The organism is Paenibacillus dendrobii, from assembly GCF_009807035.1.
In the GTDB taxonomy this organism is placed as follows: Bacteria; Bacillota; Bacilli; order Paenibacillales; family Paenibacillaceae; genus Paenibacillus_AQ; species Paenibacillus_AQ dendrobii.
On the sequence record NZ_WUBI01000002.1, the window covers coordinates 232,340 to 248,062 of the forward strand.

Annotated in this window: 33 protein-coding genes; 3 read left to right on the plus strand and 30 right to left on the minus strand. The window is 33.0% G+C overall.

What is annotated here, in order from left to right:
• Window positions 1-36 precede the first annotated feature (36 nt).
• The 6 genes from GRF59_RS14885 to GRF59_RS14910 form a co-directional block, all read right to left on the minus strand.
• Window positions 37-162 carry a cyclic lactone autoinducer peptide gene (locus GRF59_RS14885; protein WP_160498508.1) on the minus strand — a complete coding sequence of 42 codons (126 nt, stop codon included), beginning with the start codon at window positions 160-162 and terminating at the stop codon, window positions 37-39.
• Window positions 146-700, minus strand: a complete 555-nt coding sequence (locus GRF59_RS14890) for an accessory gene regulator ArgB-like protein (protein ID WP_160498509.1) — start codon at window positions 698-700, stop codon at window positions 146-148. The genes GRF59_RS14885 and GRF59_RS14890 overlap by 17 nt, the downstream gene beginning before the upstream one ends.
• Window positions 693-1,343: a hypothetical protein gene (locus tag GRF59_RS14895; RefSeq protein WP_160498510.1), complete on the minus strand. Its 651-nt coding sequence runs from the start codon at window positions 1,341-1,343 to the stop codon at window positions 693-695. Before GRF59_RS14895 ends, GRF59_RS14890 begins: the two co-directional genes overlap by 8 nt.
• Before the next feature lie 108 nt (window positions 1,344-1,451).
• The gene (locus GRF59_RS14900; RefSeq protein ID WP_160498511.1) at window positions 1,452-2,453 is read right to left on the minus strand and encodes a tyrosine-type recombinase/integrase; all 1,002 of its coding nucleotides are present in this window, start codon (window positions 2,451-2,453) and stop codon (window positions 1,452-1,454) included.
• 35 nt (window positions 2,454-2,488) lie between these two features.
• Window positions 2,489-3,787 carry a DNA sulfur modification protein DndB gene (locus tag GRF59_RS14905; protein WP_160498512.1) on the minus strand — a complete coding sequence of 433 codons (1,299 nt, stop codon included), beginning with the start codon at window positions 3,785-3,787 and terminating at the stop codon, window positions 2,489-2,491.
• Between the two features lie 100 nt (window positions 3,788-3,887).
• Window positions 3,888-4,352 (minus strand): hypothetical protein, encoded by a 465-nt coding sequence (locus GRF59_RS14910; protein ID WP_160499097.1) that lies wholly within the window; start codon window positions 4,350-4,352, stop codon window positions 3,888-3,890.
• Between the two features lie 542 nt (window positions 4,353-4,894).
• Here GRF59_RS14910 and GRF59_RS14915 point away from each other — a divergent pair.
• The gene (locus GRF59_RS14915) at window positions 4,895-5,101 is read left to right on the plus strand and encodes a helix-turn-helix domain-containing protein (RefSeq protein WP_160498513.1); all 207 of its coding nucleotides are present in this window, start codon (window positions 4,895-4,897) and stop codon (window positions 5,099-5,101) included.
• Between the two features lie 97 nt (window positions 5,102-5,198).
• Here GRF59_RS14915 and GRF59_RS14920 read toward each other — a convergent pair whose 3' ends face one another.
• The gene (locus GRF59_RS14920) at window positions 5,199-5,594 is read right to left on the minus strand and encodes a type II toxin-antitoxin system PemK/MazF family toxin (RefSeq protein ID WP_160498514.1); all 396 of its coding nucleotides are present in this window, start codon (window positions 5,592-5,594) and stop codon (window positions 5,199-5,201) included.
• A gap of 247 nt (window positions 5,595-5,841) precedes the next feature.
• Between GRF59_RS14920 and GRF59_RS14925 the strand changes: the two genes are divergently transcribed.
• Window positions 5,842-6,348, plus strand: coding sequence for a hypothetical protein (locus GRF59_RS14925; RefSeq protein WP_160498515.1), 507 nt, complete (start codon window positions 5,842-5,844; stop codon window positions 6,346-6,348).
• Window positions 6,349-6,496: 148 nt separating this feature from the next.
• Here the strand turns inward: GRF59_RS14925 and GRF59_RS14930 are convergent, their stop codons facing one another.
• The 14 genes from GRF59_RS14930 to GRF59_RS14995 all read right to left on the minus strand — a co-directional run bounded on the left by GRF59_RS14930 (window position 6,497) and on the right by GRF59_RS14995 (window position 12,204).
• The gene (locus GRF59_RS14930) at window positions 6,497-6,655 is read right to left on the minus strand and encodes a hypothetical protein (protein ID WP_160498516.1); all 159 of its coding nucleotides are present in this window, start codon (window positions 6,653-6,655) and stop codon (window positions 6,497-6,499) included.
• Window positions 6,656-6,723: 68 nt separating this feature from the next.
• Window positions 6,724-7,083: a cyclic-phosphate processing receiver domain-containing protein gene (locus GRF59_RS14935; RefSeq protein WP_160499098.1), complete on the minus strand. Its 360-nt coding sequence runs from the start codon at window positions 7,081-7,083 to the stop codon at window positions 6,724-6,726.
• A gap of 35 nt (window positions 7,084-7,118) precedes the next feature.
• Entirely contained in the window at window positions 7,119-7,385 is a 267-nt protein-coding gene (locus tag GRF59_RS14940) for a hypothetical protein (protein WP_160498517.1), read from the minus strand.
• 43 nt (window positions 7,386-7,428) lie between these two features.
• Window positions 7,429-7,863, minus strand: a complete 435-nt coding sequence (locus GRF59_RS14945; RefSeq protein ID WP_160498518.1) for a hypothetical protein — start codon at window positions 7,861-7,863, stop codon at window positions 7,429-7,431.
• A 46-nt stretch (window positions 7,864-7,909) separates the two neighbouring features.
• Entirely contained in the window at window positions 7,910-8,428 is a 519-nt protein-coding gene (locus tag GRF59_RS14950) for a DUF262 domain-containing protein (protein ID WP_160498519.1), read from the minus strand.
• Window positions 8,429-8,448: 20 nt separating this feature from the next.
• The gene (locus GRF59_RS14955) at window positions 8,449-8,649 is read right to left on the minus strand and encodes a hypothetical protein (protein ID WP_160498520.1); all 201 of its coding nucleotides are present in this window, start codon (window positions 8,647-8,649) and stop codon (window positions 8,449-8,451) included.
• Window positions 8,650-8,691: 42 nt separating this feature from the next.
• Complete coding sequence (locus GRF59_RS14960) at window positions 8,692-9,051, minus strand: hypothetical protein (protein WP_160498521.1); 360 nt, start codon at window positions 9,049-9,051, stop codon at window positions 8,692-8,694.
• Between the two features lie 19 nt (window positions 9,052-9,070).
• Window positions 9,071-9,280 (minus strand): hypothetical protein, encoded by a 210-nt coding sequence (locus GRF59_RS14965; protein ID WP_160498522.1) that lies wholly within the window; start codon window positions 9,278-9,280, stop codon window positions 9,071-9,073.
• A 52-nt stretch (window positions 9,281-9,332) separates the two neighbouring features.
• Entirely contained in the window at window positions 9,333-9,632 is a 300-nt protein-coding gene (locus tag GRF59_RS14970; RefSeq protein ID WP_160498523.1) for a hypothetical protein, read from the minus strand.
• A gap of 22 nt (window positions 9,633-9,654) precedes the next feature.
• Entirely contained in the window at window positions 9,655-10,647 is a 993-nt protein-coding gene (locus GRF59_RS14975) for a WG repeat-containing protein (RefSeq protein ID WP_160498524.1), read from the minus strand.
• A 73-nt stretch (window positions 10,648-10,720) separates the two neighbouring features.
• Window positions 10,721-10,972 carry a YolD-like family protein gene (locus tag GRF59_RS14980; protein ID WP_160498525.1) on the minus strand — a complete coding sequence of 84 codons (252 nt, stop codon included), beginning with the start codon at window positions 10,970-10,972 and terminating at the stop codon, window positions 10,721-10,723.
• An 84-nt stretch (window positions 10,973-11,056) separates the two neighbouring features.
• Window positions 11,057-11,407, minus strand: a complete 351-nt coding sequence (locus GRF59_RS14985) for a LytTR family transcriptional regulator DNA-binding domain-containing protein (protein ID WP_160498526.1) — start codon at window positions 11,405-11,407, stop codon at window positions 11,057-11,059.
• A 433-nt stretch (window positions 11,408-11,840) separates the two neighbouring features.
• The gene (locus GRF59_RS14990; RefSeq protein ID WP_160498527.1) at window positions 11,841-12,029 is read right to left on the minus strand and encodes a hypothetical protein; all 189 of its coding nucleotides are present in this window, start codon (window positions 12,027-12,029) and stop codon (window positions 11,841-11,843) included.
• Between the two features lie 31 nt (window positions 12,030-12,060).
• Window positions 12,061-12,204 (minus strand): hypothetical protein, encoded by a 144-nt coding sequence (locus GRF59_RS14995; protein ID WP_160498528.1) that lies wholly within the window; start codon window positions 12,202-12,204, stop codon window positions 12,061-12,063.
• Window positions 12,205-12,338: 134 nt separating this feature from the next.
• Here GRF59_RS14995 and GRF59_RS15000 point away from each other — a divergent pair, with 134 nt between their 5' ends.
• A complete protein-coding gene (locus GRF59_RS15000; RefSeq protein WP_160498529.1) occupies window positions 12,339-12,836 on the plus strand; it encodes a PH domain-containing protein in 498 nt (165 codons plus the stop codon).
• Between the two features lie 54 nt (window positions 12,837-12,890).
• On the opposite strand, the gene GRF59_RS15005 is transcribed toward GRF59_RS15000, so the two are convergent.
• From GRF59_RS15005 to GRF59_RS15040, 9 genes are all read right to left on the minus strand, one after another.
• Window positions 12,891-13,175: a hypothetical protein gene (locus GRF59_RS15005; protein ID WP_160498530.1), complete on the minus strand. Its 285-nt coding sequence runs from the start codon at window positions 13,173-13,175 to the stop codon at window positions 12,891-12,893.
• Window positions 13,176-13,248: 73 nt separating this feature from the next.
• Window positions 13,249-13,545 (minus strand): hypothetical protein, encoded by a 297-nt coding sequence (locus tag GRF59_RS15010; RefSeq protein WP_341480103.1) that lies wholly within the window; start codon window positions 13,543-13,545, stop codon window positions 13,249-13,251.
• A 61-nt stretch (window positions 13,546-13,606) separates the two neighbouring features.
• A complete protein-coding gene (locus GRF59_RS29440; RefSeq protein WP_202128698.1) occupies window positions 13,607-13,810 on the minus strand; it encodes a hypothetical protein in 204 nt (67 codons plus the stop codon).
• 134 nt (window positions 13,811-13,944) lie between these two features.
• On the minus strand, window positions 13,945-14,160 hold the full coding sequence (locus GRF59_RS15015) for a hypothetical protein (RefSeq protein WP_160498532.1): 216 nt from the start codon (window positions 14,158-14,160) through the stop codon (window positions 13,945-13,947).
• Between the two features lie 45 nt (window positions 14,161-14,205).
• Window positions 14,206-14,439, minus strand: coding sequence for a hypothetical protein (locus tag GRF59_RS15020; RefSeq protein ID WP_160498533.1), 234 nt, complete (start codon window positions 14,437-14,439; stop codon window positions 14,206-14,208).
• A 32-nt stretch (window positions 14,440-14,471) separates the two neighbouring features.
• The gene (locus tag GRF59_RS15025; protein WP_160498534.1) at window positions 14,472-14,840 is read right to left on the minus strand and encodes a hypothetical protein; all 369 of its coding nucleotides are present in this window, start codon (window positions 14,838-14,840) and stop codon (window positions 14,472-14,474) included.
• Between the two features lie 59 nt (window positions 14,841-14,899).
• Window positions 14,900-15,139, minus strand: a complete 240-nt coding sequence (locus GRF59_RS15030; RefSeq protein WP_160498535.1) for a hypothetical protein — start codon at window positions 15,137-15,139, stop codon at window positions 14,900-14,902.
• 101 nt (window positions 15,140-15,240) lie between these two features.
• On the minus strand, window positions 15,241-15,486 hold the full coding sequence (locus GRF59_RS15035) for a hypothetical protein (RefSeq protein ID WP_160498536.1): 246 nt from the start codon (window positions 15,484-15,486) through the stop codon (window positions 15,241-15,243).
• Between the two features lie 37 nt (window positions 15,487-15,523).
• Entirely contained in the window at window positions 15,524-15,691 is a 168-nt protein-coding gene (locus tag GRF59_RS15040; protein ID WP_160498537.1) for a hypothetical protein, read from the minus strand.
• Window positions 15,692-15,723: the final 32 nt, after the last annotated feature.

A 15,723-nucleotide genomic window follows, 5' to 3' on the forward strand; every position in this document is an offset into this window, starting at 1 on the left:
TTTTGGTTAAAAGACGCAAGTACATATTATTTTGTTTTATTTAAGTTCTTCTGGCACTTCTTCGGTGCCCAGAATTGTCCAACTTGCGGTACTTGTAACAGTTACCGCAATAGCGGAAAGAATTGTTCCAAACATCAGTGCCAGTTTATTCATCTTTTGCATTTCTCATCACCTCCTTTTCAGAATATACAATTCTAATTAGGGAAAGCGACTGAAGAAAAAAGGCCAGTGTTAAGATGTTGCTGTGTACAATGAAATTTCCTGCAATAATCATTAATGAAACTATCTTTAGATATATAAAATTCTCTTCTTTTATTCTAGTTTGCTTCTTAATATTTGAAGGAGCAAATATCACTACAAGAACAAGACTTGCAATATCTATAATTGTTTTGATGTTTTGTATTAACGGGCTCACCATTACGATTGTATACACTAGAACAACTGAAACAACTATGCAGACTTCAGCTGATTTAATATGATATCCGCCAGAAAACATTCTAAGTATGCTAAACCCTAATAATGCAATCATTACTTCTGGAAATATTCGCAATAACATTGAACTAACAATTAAAACTAATATCGGTGTAATATTAGATATTAGAAACTTAATTGAATATCTAACTATAGACACTGATGGCAATTCATTTGGATATCTCTTTTTTAGATAAACACTCAGTTTGTCGCTTATATCATTAATCAATTTCGCCCCTCATTTCTTTTTTGACTTCCATAAACAATAGATTAATTAAACAAATTAACCAAAACAACAATCCAGTGTAAATGTTATCTATCGATGAAGCTTTACTAATTACGAAAATTCCCAGTATCGTTGCAATAAATATCAGCATATTGGGTCGACTTGGCTTAAATTTAAATGAATAGGAATAGGGTAGATTAGTCATCCAGATTCTTTTCTTTCTCAGAAATAAACTTAATGCAATCGTCCCAATATCACCAATCACTTGTACAGGATATTTTATGTAATCATTACTTTTGAGTTCATTAAGATTAATATTTAACGCTAGACATGAAACTGAAATAACTAAACCCAATATTAATGTTTGTGCTAAAAATCCTAATCCAGCAATTCTAAAGGAAGAAAACAGCGAAATCCTAAAAAAGAACAGTAAGGCCGCCATAAATATTATTAGGTTTAATAGAGGTGAGAGATTGGATAATATAATGTTTTCTGAATAAAAGTATGTTCCAATTGATATTACTATATTCGTTATTATAATTTCTTTCCAATAATCAACTATCTTTATTCTAAAGAAGCCAAAAGCAAAGAAGAAAATTGCCATTCCATCGATCATCGAAAAGAGTATGTATACTAGCGCATTCATTGTTTACCCACCTTTAAAGTAAATATATTAATAACTTGTTTATAATATATCATGGGCTATTTTTACTGTCAATATATAAAACAAAAAAAGATAGAATAAGTTATGCACTTATTCTATCTCGTAAACTTTTTTTATTGTTTCTTCATTGAGAAAATCCTTCGTGTACCTACTATATGCATAAAACTCATCCGCATGTGTTTGTTTTCCAATATTATAGTACTCACAAATGGTTATTATCTCATCTCTTCCGAGTGAGCCTTTGGATTCATATAATTCTTTTGCCATATATAACATTCCAGAATTTCTAATATTGATTGCGCTGAGATGTTTTAGCCCTTTCCATACACCAATATTCTTTAATCTTCTCAATACCAGATGCTTATCTGCTTTCTCGTTTGCTGTAGCCCTACGCTTAACGGATCTAATAATATATGGGCTATCAGCTAACTCCACTACAGGACTTTTAGCGGTACTATGTCCATTGTCTTGACTATAGTCTTTTTGCTCTGCAGCTCTTATTAATAATGCCATCAGATGTTCAGATATTTTAATAGTTCTTTTCTCTATTTCACCATTTTTCAATTCATTCTTAAGCGTAGCTGTACTCTCGTCAATATTCAAATCATTAATTGTTAAGTTTAATAATTCGCTATACTCTCTTCCGAATATTCCCTCAAATAAAGCTAAAGGGATAACTGAATCTTGCCAATTCTCTAAATCACCAATTATATCTTTTAGTTCTTCATTAGTAATCAATAATTTATTAGTCTTATCTACAAATTTCAAATAAAAACCCGAACTTCCCATGATATCTAGAGGATTTAAATTATCATCTCTGAGATCCTGGCTTATAGCCCATCTAATGTAGTTTTGAATAATTGATCCACTGCCATTGGCAGATTGCAATGTTTTAGGAGCAAGATAACTCAATAGATCTTCTATTTCAAACAAACTAAAGTTATACAAATCCTTACCTAGTCTTTCTTCAAGCTTGCTGGCTCTTTTGAGTACACGTAGGTATGTTGTATACGTGTTTTCATTAAGTCCTTTTAAGAACCTTGTTTTTTGTTCTTCGTTATAGAGATAATCATTGTAAACTACATTAGACAAATCCACTCACCCCATCTAGTTAAATCTAATAAAAACTAATTTCTAAAGTAATTAATTACTTGATTTCTAACTCGATTTGAATTAATTCCACTTTTGTTATTTAAAAGCTCAATCAATTTGCTATCGTTAAAATCAACTAGCTTCTTTAGATTTTTTATCTCTGACGTATCTGTGCTAGTGTCTTTAAAGTTCTTCGCTATTTGAATATAACCTAAAAACATTAAAGGATGGTTAATATAAGATTTTCGATGCGGTTTTGGATTATTAATAAACTCATCATTGAAGTTACCAGTTAAATAATTAAAGAATTCAGTTAAATAATTAGCTACTTCTTTATATTCTAAAAAATTATTTGGTGAGAAAACTTTTTCAATTCCATACGCCATTATATCAAAAGTAGTCAATTGTCCAGCAATTTCACTAATATTAGCAGCTGAAGCAATTTTGTTACCTTTCAATTCTGATTTTTGTTGTAAATCTCTTACTACAGCATCTGACCAATTTTCTGATTTAAGTTCACGCAATCTCTGCTTTTTAACAACATTAATTGTATTTATCTGTCCAAAGTACTTCTTTGCGATATCAGTATCATATGACCTTATAGATAGAAGCAGTTCAAGATCTAAGTCAGGGTTAATTGCAAGTGCTTTTACAGCGCCCTGGAGACGATGAAATCCATCAAGAATAGAAACTGTTGCTCCATCATTTATCGTTAGCAATTTATTCTTTTCGTCATAGCTGAGCGGTTCAACTTCATTAGAGTAGACATTTATTGTAATCATATCAGGTAAATAAGATTGTTCTAGCATGTTCTTTGCTATATCATCAACGCTTTTCTTGTTTACGTCAGGAACTGGTACAACGCCATTCTTCCCCATCTTATATTTAGCACTACGTTGAGTTTCATAATCATATACGATAAGCTTAGCATGAAACATCTCTACAAGTAATTTTATACTTACTTTAGTTAAAAATGTTTGATGATCTATACTCACTACTTCCTCTAAATCTAGTGGTAAATTAAGTGACTTTCGCACAGAATTATCTCTTACTTTTTCTTTAGATTTTTCTAGTTCCGTTTCAGAAACATATTCTTGTGTAATTATTCTTTTGTCCTCAGTTACTTTATAGACTGCATCAGAAAGCACGATAAGTAAGTTTAAATCAATGTCAGATAATGAATTATTTCCTCTCGCAACATCATTAAAAAAACCAAGATTAATTCCTTGCTGATCGAGAGAATTATTTATCTTCGCGGCGAATTTCGTACTATGTTTATTCTCATCAATAACATCTCTGAGTTGAGCTTCAAGTTCCTCTCTGTCTCGTTTCAAATGCTCACACCTCTCCACTATGTACTACTAATAAGTATAACATATTTATAATTCTTAATACACATAGGACCAAAAAAATCCAGCTTGAAGTGTGTTGATCTTATTTTAAGTTATTATTATTCAATATTTTACGATCAATAAAATACTTATTAGTTAAATAAAGCGCCTCTCCTTTGTCTGTAGGCACCTTTCCTTTATTTTTATCTAAAAATACTATTTCATTACATTTAGAACAGTACCATTTTGTCACATAGTGTTGAGAGGTAGTTGTGTATGTAGTTCCACATTTACAATCTACTTTTATTGCGATTTCGTTCGATTTATATGCTTCGGACAATGTCTCAAGGTGCTCCAACTTCTTGCTCGTCTCTTTTTGATTTTGCTGCCCACTTTTTTCGTTATGTACTTTAAAATCTGCAACTAAACTTGGATTCAATCCAAAAAATTCATTTCCAATCGAAGTGACAAACCTTATGTTAATTTTAAAACATTCTATCCAGCGAGATATTTGATTATTAGACAGAGGAACTGTTCCTTTGATTCCGCTATTTAATGTATAAGTCATAATAAATAATTTATCATCCTCGATGCGATTAGTAGTCTCCACATTTCATCTCCTTTAAATAAATTTACAATAAAAAATAGACCTTTGTATATCCTACAAAGATCATACCTCATGTTTCGTATTTAAACAGGATCAACTTTGATGAAATGCCAATTTCAACTAATCAAACTTCTCTGCGTTTAATCTCTCGATTTGTGACAGTATCAAATATTCGATGACCAATTGATAAAAAATTCATCAATGGACCTAATTGGTTACTTGATACAGAGGTGTTTATCCATACTTCGAGTTTAGTTTTCTCGTCTTTTTCAATTAATTTTTGCAATAAGTATCTTTTATTATTCATTGTGACTTTACCTCGCTGTATAAATATTTCAATTTATAATATTATCTGTTAGAATAAACTGGAATAAGCTCCCGCCTTTAATTTAGGGGAGCTATTTTGTCATGTTTACTTTTTGTTACGTTTTTCGTAACAAATTCAATATAAACTTATTTATTTACATTGTCAACCGTTTTTAGTATTCATATGGGGGAAATACATGTCATACTTATTTATCAATCTTCAATACATATTAGATAAGAAGAATATTAGTGCCAGAGAGCTGGCTAAAAGAACTGGTATTCGTCATCCTACAATTTCTGAAATGTGCAACAATAGTTCAAAGCATCTGCCACTAAAAAATATAGCGTTAATTTGTGATGAGTTAGAAATCGATGTCTCCGACTTACTCATTCTAAAGAAGTAAATAATAAAAGCTCCAGATCTAATTAGACTGGAGCTTACAATAAATAAATCTTCATAAACATACCTCCGATTTATTTATATTCACCTCTACTTGTCGTCTATCTACTAAACATCCGAGTTGTACTAATTTCCAAAGCTCTCAACAATTGATTTTCGTACTTATGTGGCATTTCAAATAGTTTATACATCAATTTGCTTTTTTTATCGATCGTAAAGTGCTGTTCAAACAAAATAACGCTGTCCTTCTTAAATCCTGCATCTGAGGCATTAACGGTAACATGAGTAGGTATCCTTGCTTTTGTGGAACTGCTTGTTATAGGAGAAACCATTACCAATGGAGAATATCTATTGTTTTTATCATTTGAAATAATAAGTACTGGCCGCACACCTCCTTGTACAGATGATTTCTCAGGAATCTCTCCCAAATCAGCCAACCAGATTTCAAATTGCTTTACTTCTTCATTATGTACTGTGTTATTCATTGCTACTGCCATTTTATTAACACTCCTATTCAATTTTATGTGACACTAAGTAATTGATTCTCCATCTAATATCATTCTATGTTCATTTCTTTATTATTATTATCTTTATGTTTATAATTATACCTAAAAAGCCCTCGCCTTACAATAAGGAACATTTGTTCTTGTCAAGCACTTTTCACAAGCTACGAATATTTAATGCATAAGGTATTGACAATTTGGATAAACATGTTAATAGCACAATTTATTGGAGGTTATTAATATGACAAGACAAGACGGATGGACAATAGAGGACGATATCTGTCTAACTACTACGGTATTAAACTGTATTTCAAATGGTAATACGCAACTACAAGCCTTTGAGATGGTTGCGGAGAAAACTAATAGAACTGCAGCTGCTTGTGGGTTTAGGTGGAATTCTAACTTGAGAAATCAGTTTGAAAATGAAATTAAAGAAGCCAAATTGAAAAAGAGATCTCATACCCAAAAGCCTTCACATATGCACGGCAAGGTGTCTGGAACGCTTTCTACATATGACCAGCCTGATACTCCTTTTGACAACATAATTAGGTCTCTACAGGCATTTAAAGAGCAGTTTGATGAGATGCGAATGACAATATTGAATTTACAAAATCGCAATAGTGAACTTGAACAACAGCTAGCATCTAAACCTTCAGTTGAAGTTAATGAAGATATGAAAAATCTTCTAGAGATAATTAAACGAGCAGAAAAACTTGGTCTCACAAACAAAGAAAAACCTGCCATTTAGGCAGGTTCTTTTAATTTTATATTAGATATGGGTCTACACTCATATAAGATATGATTAACTTGTTCCAATACATCTTCCAGGTGCTTTCCGCACTTTTTACAATTCAAATAAACATTTCTCCTTTGTTTAAGTAAAATCTACATTTTATTCAGTCTTCGTCAGTTTCTTCAAATAATACTTTATACCCCTGCTCTGCGAACAAAGATAAAAGTTCTAAAGCCTTATTCTTGTCATCTATACTCAATTTTACATTAAGAACTTCGAGTTGTGGATCGTCAGTAACTACAATTGTAAGTTTATAGAACATGGGAATGCCCCTTCCATTTCATAGTAGTAATTATATAATAACACCAATCTTCTCAAAAGTAAGTCATTCTAACCTGAATACTTATTCGCAGTAATTGGGTAATAAAATATTTCTATTTCCTCACTAATAAACCCTCTGCGTTGTGCAGCTAAAAGCGTTTCATACATGTTCTTACGTCCAACTGGATTATCTGTATGCAAATATATCTTATCGACTTGTAATCCGTATTCGCAAAAATATTTAACTAAATCATATCCATTTTGAAGCTCATGTCCGTTCTCATCCTCACCCAAGTCATGATCTAAGGTCAGTATATGTACCCTTTGTGACTCAAGGATACTTATTGCCTCATGATAGGTTCGCGCTACTACAAAACCCTCTGGGCAATCACGTAGATCGTCTACATATAGGTTTATTTTCTGATCCATTTGTTCTTCCTTTCCCATAAAACTTGCATTTCATCTTAAATGTCATTGATGGCCTGTTTTAAAAATGCAATCTTCAATATGCCTTTTTCCAAAGATGCAGCATAGTATCCTTTATTTTCGCTGGAGTACTGATAATGGATAATTTCGTCTGCCATCTCCTCGGTCATTTCACCTCTATAATATGGGATATCAACTAGCGAACCAATTGGAATATCGGAGCTTTTTTTGTTAATGTCAACTCGCTCCAAAATTGTTTTAACCGAGTCATCTAATTTAGACCAGTCAGTGTCTACAATTCTCATTTCTAACCCCCTCTCTAATGATGAAACATGCCTTTTATGTCTTTTACTGCTCATTGAAATACCACATTACATCAGATTGCTCTAATACTTGATACAATGCATTTAAATTAGACGACGTTTCTCTAACGTAAATCTCCAATCTGCTGATTTCGTCTCCTGTATATTTTATGATCCGTTTCACTTTCTCATCAATTTCATTCCCTAGAAAAGTGTATACATCTAACACATTATCAATGGAGTAAATTAATACCGTATATTGAACATCATTTAAAGGACGAAATGTAAACAAATTATCAGTAGGTTGTATTCTTTTGCAGTATTCACATACAACTTTATGCTTTTCGCCTTTGTCGTCAATAATTATTCCACCATTTTTGTCTGAGGTAGATAGCTCAACGATTGTTCCTTCTATTTGTTGTCCAACATAATCATATTTCACTCTATCACCAAGATATAACCCATACCAACCTCTAGTCACTCTATACCACTCCTTATTTTAGGATTCAAGTGAAATAGCCATTTGATTAAGACTCCGCAGCAAGCAATCCAGCAACACGAGCCAGTTCCTCTTGACTGTGAACAGTGCCACCACTATTCATCTGTAAGTACCATTCAAGTACCTCTTTACGAGTCTGAAGGTTGTTAACATGAAAACTCAAACGAATCATCATTGGGATCTTGTCTTGAAATTCATTGTAGAAATGTCCAAATGCTTTAATTTGGTTTCTAATGAATTTCAAGCATGCTGTAAGGCGTTGCAGTCCATCGACACACACGAACCACCCATCACCATTTCCCACAGTGTTCTGCCATTTAGTGTGATTGAAGTATATATCTAATCCTGAGACACCTTCACGCAACAAATGCTCGATATAAAGCTCTTGTTGTTGCTCAGTCCAGACCTGCCCTCTCTGAAAATCCGGTTCTAACTCTAATCCCATCTCTTCAATATAATCACCTATAGTGCTTTCAAGATACCTTAGAGCTACATCAACAGAATAGTTATTGCACTGTATGTATGGTTTAATGCCCTGGAACTTCATGTTTTAACCCCCTAAAACGACTATCCATCTTGTTTATCGATGATAAAGTAATCTAAATCCTCAAGAAACTCTTTAATTAAACGGATCTCAGCTTCTAAAATCAACATCGTAATGCTTTCATTAACTGATAAATCTTCTGTTCCCTTCTTTTTATTGTGGTAGGGTTTCAAAAGATTTTCTTTTCGTTCAAGTGATCTTTTATACTGTTCAATTAACTCCATATAATAATAGCCTCCTTAAATATAGGTAAAACAGTCATTTGATCAAGAATCGATCCTATGTTTCTTGAAGTATCCATGAATCACTTCTTCGCTTGGATTATCAATACGTTCATCAGTACTCCATCTAGACCAACCATCAGCGCAATAATATGCGATATCTAAAAGGCTTTCAGGTTCTTTACCATAGTGTTGTTTGAAATCCTCTTTCAGTTCACTCATTCCTTCTTCTGGATCTGAGCCAAAATATTCAGTAAAGCGAATAACTTTTCTTGATAGCAGCTTTTCTCCTTCTTTGAAGGTGTCTAAGAGTATTACTTCAGCGTTCTCCTGATATTTTGAGTAATCCTCATTTATCATTTTTACATATCCTACTGTCTCTCGATCCCTATACTCTTTCCACATGATTTCATCTCCTATTTACTCATAATTCTTCTAGTACAACTTTATATTTTTTCCCAGTAACATTGTTTGTGAAATGTGACAGTTCACTATAAATAAAGTTATTTCTTATATAGTCCTTATCTTTCTCTACTTCGGTTGCAAGAACCTGCATTAACTCATCTGTATTTTCAACAACATAAATACCCCAAACGTCGATGTGTTTTTCATGATAAGCATAAAATAATTTCATATTTAGTATGCTCTCCTTCACATAAAATAGTTATTTGACCATGAATTATTTATTAGAAATCTTTTCCTGCTTGTTTAAAATAATTATCTAACTGCCGTTGTGCCTCTAGATGAGAAATAGGCGCCTTATTGATTCTTTCTAATTCAGTCTCAAGTTTCTTAACTTCATCGTCCGTGTTGTCTGGCTGTACTCCATTTTCACGCTGTGCTTTATTTAAAATTATCTGTTCTCTCAACCAAACCAATCTATTCAAGCAAAATCCATACCTATTTAGTTTTTCCTCAGTATCTCTTTTTTCAATCCATTCGTTACCGTTCCACTTATAGCCCTTTACGATCTTATCTTTCTTCATGACCTTAACACCTCGTAGTTTTTTAAATAGCTTTTAGAACAATGTTTCCTGCATGATCAATAAATCCAGTGTCATCTTTTTTACTTGAAAATCTAACCAAGGCTAAACCTTCTTTGAATGAATCAATGTCTTCATACTGTGGCTCAACAATCCAATTACCAGACTTGTCAAGAACACCAAACGATTCTAAATACCTCTTCTTACCGTTTTTAACTGTGGCAAGCCCTTCACTAAACCAAAAATTCTCGCTTGCAATATCTTTTACTATAGAATGCTCATACTTATCCATCAACCCAATAACTCTTCTATCTTGTGATCTCGTATTATTCAAAGGGCAATAAGAATACAAACCTTCTCCGGCATATCCCAAACTACTATAATCCTCTTTGAAAACTCTTTCTCCATTGCTATTGATTGCATAATATTTTGATTGATCGAAATCATACACCACTGCTATACCATTATTAAAACCACTCGACACAGGATGATACTGATTTTTAATAACAACGGAACTGTTTATATTTATGAATCCAACCTTATAGTCTTGTTCAAATCTAATCAATCCGTCTTGAGGATGGCTTAAAGAATTAAAACTCGGCAACACAACCCATTCACCTTTTTTGTTTATCATTCCATATCTATCATTTTTCTTCACAATCGAATATCCATTTCTAAAAGGACTGGCGGCTTCATATTTAGGCTCAATTATAAATTCACCACAATCATCTATAAAACCCGCTTTTCCGTCAATAACTACATTAACTAACCCTTCGGAGAATCCCCATGAAGCATATATCCCTTTATCAAATTTGCAGTCAATAATAATATCCCCATCTACGTTAATAAACCCCCATTTTTTAGAGGTATTTTGGAATGGGGCGTATCCCTCAGAGAAGTCTTCAGCGTAAGCAAACTTTGACTCAATTGCGACTTCTCCATATTTATTAATGTATCCGTATTTTTTTTCATCTTGAATCAATGCCAAACCATTTGAAAAACCAGATTTATACTTCACATTAATTCCTCCATATCAAGATTGCTATGTATTTAGATTTCGCTAACCCCATGAAATAAACCTTTCACACACTCTAGTCCCTTGGATAGTTAACTTCCATTATGTCCATAAATGGCACCTTAGTGATAACACCATCTTTCTTGATATGCACCTTTCCCGTCCGAGAGTCCATTTGATCGATTTGCCCCCTAACAGACTCTTCCCAACCCCACACGGTTAATACAATTTCTGATTCCTCTTGGTAGGCTTCGGTGAGTTGATTTCCTAACTCCTCAAGTACAAACTCATCTCTTGTTGGTCTCTTTGCTACCTTAGATTTTGCCATCATTAATGCCCTCCTAGCTGTCGAATTCAGTACGCAAGAGTTGAAATGGCGACCTAAACGTTTCTGTTTGATCGCCAAGAAAATTTAATTATTATTCAATCTTTCTGTGATTTCTTTTATCTTTGAACGAGCAACATTGAGCTGTTCGCCATCTTTAAAAATAACCATTCCGTTAGCCTCATCAACATATTTCACTTGTTCAAGATTAATCATAAGATCTCTATCGGCCTGTAGAAACCCTTTTTCAGCGGAATAATACTCTGCCAAATCTTGAAACGTAGCAACCTGACTATATCTGGCTCCGTTTGTGGTTGTATATACGGGTACTTTTTGACCCTTAATTATTTTTATTGAAACATGACTCACATCTTCAAGTTTGAAATCTTCAATCGATCCTGTATCATGATTATATCCGACCAATTCATTTGTTGTCATCGATGTCACCTCAAAGGTTATTATTGTATAATTTTACAATACAAAGTTACTTCAGAACAGTACATTGTTTATCTATCAGTTATATAAGCATTGTATCACATAAATTTATATTTGTATATTTATTTTATTAATAATTTCAATTCAATCCAGTTGTGTCCCGATGTGCGAACAAACAATTTGCCTTTCTCAACTTTACCCCCTCTATACATATCTATATACGCTCCCAGTTCTACGGCTGTAAACCTCTACATAAGCTTTAAACTCGCTAGTGAGCTTGTACACTCTATCCATGATAATAAAGCTCATAGTCTCCTTGCAGCGTCCCAGTTGTGCAATGCTTTCTACCACTTGATTATTTACCACAATATCATATGTATCCATTATAAATACCTCCAATTAATATTTTTATTTTATTTTATTTGAAAGACTTATTTTATGCAGATTCATGTTTCGTCATTTGGACACCATGGTAACTAACTTCTACAATATCAATTATCTCAGTTTCTTTATCATTAAACCAGAAATCATCTATCAGTTTTTTCGCATGTATTTCGTTGTTAGCTGTAACGATATGATACTTGGTATCCCCTAAAGCTTTAGTTTCAGCATAATAAATTCTCATTTTTTCAACTCCTCATGAAATACTTATTGTGTTACCAGAATCTAACCTTATCATCCTCAATCGAGTAACCTTCAAGAATGAAGTTTATTCCTTCATTGGTATATGTAGCATCTTTATTTTCATGACCATGAGAAATTAATTCTTCAAGTATCTCCTTTAACTCTATTAATTTCATTGTCTTTTCAACTCCTTATAAATTACTTCTTTCATCCTATAACCCTGCCTAAAGTCCCAATAAAATCTTCCAATATAACCAATTATGCTATATAGTTTATTTATCAAAATTAATAAGACTGGGGTAGACATTTGATGAAAGCCATATTAATTATTGTTGTATTATTCATAGTTTGTGCACTGATACTCATTAAAATGAGGTCAAAAGGTCAAGAAAAAATCAACGATTATTCTAATAATCAATCAAAAGACCAAACCAGGAGTTTCTCCGGAGCTCTAAATGATGTAAGAAACGGAACATCTGAATTTGCTCCAGAAGCTATTAGGGGAATTGAGAAAATTAAGACTGTGCTTATGACTGATGAAGAAATTATTCACTCAGGTTATGGAAAAGATGGCTTTAAAAACGTAGTTTATGCTGTGACAAACAAACGATTTATAGCCTGTTATGTTGGAGTTACTTCCGAACAACTCACTTCCATTAATTATAATAAGATTACAAATGTAGATATTAAAAACAAACTTAATTTATCATATGTTGTAATTCAAACAAGCGAGAAAGCAGTAGAGATTCTTGTCCAGAACAAACCAAGATCAGTTGAGTTTTTCAATTCAATAAATAGTTATACTTAATAATATTTTGGGTGAGGTCTTATTGATCTCACCTTTCTTTATAAAAGAATCCTTTTATACAGACTTTCTCAATTGTCTTTGGCAAAACTGCATCGCCTCGAACAATGTTTCTGTGTCTGCTGTAACATTCTGATAACCAAAGACTTTTTCATTCACATTGTTACTTGGTAAATCACTGTATACAAATAAAAAACCCCTTACAATCTTCCCCTTTCCTTCACCACAATTGTCATCAGAAACAACCATGATATTATATTTACCAACAGGAATGATTAAACTTGCTTCAGCACCATCAGCATTACTTGCAATGATTCGGCCACCCAGTTTGATATTTTCCATTGAACTAATCTCCTCATAAAATATTCATATTTAAACTTCAATTATCATAGCATCTTCGTTCTGCGACACTTTACTATTTAAGCGAACATCTCTTATGCTCCATGCTATAAATAACAATTTGATCGCCTGTCATTGACCTTGATCTATATCGAATGCCTAAACATTTAACTTTTCTTCCATCCTGAGTTTGACTCAATTTGTTGTTTTGATACTCTTGTTTTGTAAGGTTTTCATTGCATTTAGGGCAAAGCAATTCAAACGCTTCTTCAACATGCTCTGCCATGTAGTCATCTTCTAATTGTTCCTCATGGGTTCTTAGACTAAATTCTGTAAAGTTTGCTTTCGCATACAGAATGTCATTCAAAATCACCACCTCCTGTTTTGCGGTATTTTGTCTACTGTACTTAATAAATCCTCATAAAATAATCTTTTTATTCAAACTTACTATCTCTAATTAAGACATAAATAAAATCCCTTACTTCTGTATCATCCCATCCCCACTCATCTGCCAGATCTTTTATCCTATCTGGAATCAAGTTAATAATGGCAGTTATTTGTGCTTCATCGGGAGCAATATTGTTAATATCAATATAGCTGCTTCGAATTTGATCTTTTAATTCCCAAGTTCCATCCATATTATTCAATCCTCATTTCTACGTAAAATATTCATTTTAATGCCAACTACAGGAATTGAACCTGTCATCGCACCAATTTATGCTTTTGTAGTCATCACCAAAGACTCTAGCTGGCTATCTAATTATTACTTTAATTAGTTCTTACTCTGTTCACGGAAGAATAATTGCTCATATGCATCCGTTACTGCATCAACTGGATTATCGTATTGTTTTGATATCGCGCGTTCACGACTCTCAATCTGTTCCAGCATACACTTATACAAACCAACAGTATGCAAATAGAGAATGTAATCATCTCCCTGAATATTTACAATGGAGACTTGAACCTTATTGTTGTTGATTTCACTCATCGATAGCATATCCTCACCTCCTCTCAGTGGTTATGGATGAAAGGATTATTTAATTACAAATTCTATTTCCTTATATTCAAACTTATCACCATGTCTTGAATCATAGAACTTTTCCCAAGCTAGCAGATCCTCTTCTTTTTCTGTTTCACTAAATACCATTGATTCAATTAAGTTGTCAGTATATTCACCGACTTTTCCAATCCATACATTTCCTTCTACACTCTGGATGCTGCACCACTTAATAAATTTATCTCCAACTTTGATTACATATCTGCTCACTATGTATCACTCCCCATGAAAGGATCATTTCATCAATACTTCAATGCTTTTCCCTTGCCTATGGTCAATTTCCATGCAAGTAAACATCCTTCTTCAAGTTCTTGTTTGTCAGTAAAACACATATCACACTGCCCGTTTCTAAAAATCTCGCACTGTCTCTCAACAATGTTATGAAGAGTTTTTCTTTTGATAATTCTAGCAGCAGTTCCCTTAATATATCGTTCCTCGGTGTAAACTGTTATGTATTCTGGATCATTTTGCAGCTCTAAAGTACTTCTTTGTGGTTTAACTGTTTTTTCAAACCGTGCGGCGAACATGTAAACACGATTATTAAAGTCATCATTTACGTACACAGCCCTCATTGGAGCAGTTACATTTGTATCTTCCTCAATCTGATACACTTTATTAAGTGTCAGATTGTCTGTGGCTGCTGTGCATTTTCCCCACCATTTATCTCCTTTTAATTGTTCTCTCTCCCATCTTTGTCAATTTTCGCTCCAGCTCTAATATAAACTTCCAAGTTTCTCGGAATCTTAAACTGATTACGATCAAATATTGGCATTTGTTCTTCCGGAATAGAGCCACCAGACACATGAAATACTTCTCCATTCCATTGTCTAACGAAACCCCAGAATCCATAATAAGGTGATTCTTTATCAATAATTTCAATCAGTTTACCTATTGAATTTTCAGGCTTCATTTAAAAACAACTCCTCATGAAAAGATCCTATGATTTAGTCTTGATCCAGCGGATCAATACGGTTTTCATAGCAGTAAGATTCTCAATTCCTTAGTAAAAGATCATTTTAAAGGAAACTTTGTGTATAGTTCCTCTCTAAACTCGTCATTTTCGATTAGGTAAAATTCGTCAATGATACTTCCTTGATCGTCCCAGATTTTCATTTTCCAATCGTGCAGTATTTCAACAGAAGTTCCATAGTATTTAGTCAACGAATCAAATTTAAACTTTACTTCATTATATTGTGTACTTTCTTCGGTAACATCAATCCAATCAGACTCTAAAACATGAATACCGAACAATATCATAAAAAATCACTCCTCATTAAAATATAGTTTCATCAACTTAAATTGCTACAAGTTGGATGTTGGCTTTTTCTCCAGGAATAATAACCAAATCACCGTCTTCCTCACACATCTGTTTAAACAATATCATTTGTTCGTATTTCGGAAAAGTATATGTATTCATTACTAGTTTACCTAGTACCTTTTCAACAACAGCGATTTTATACATTTCAATATCACCTCTTTGTTTTGTTAGTTAAA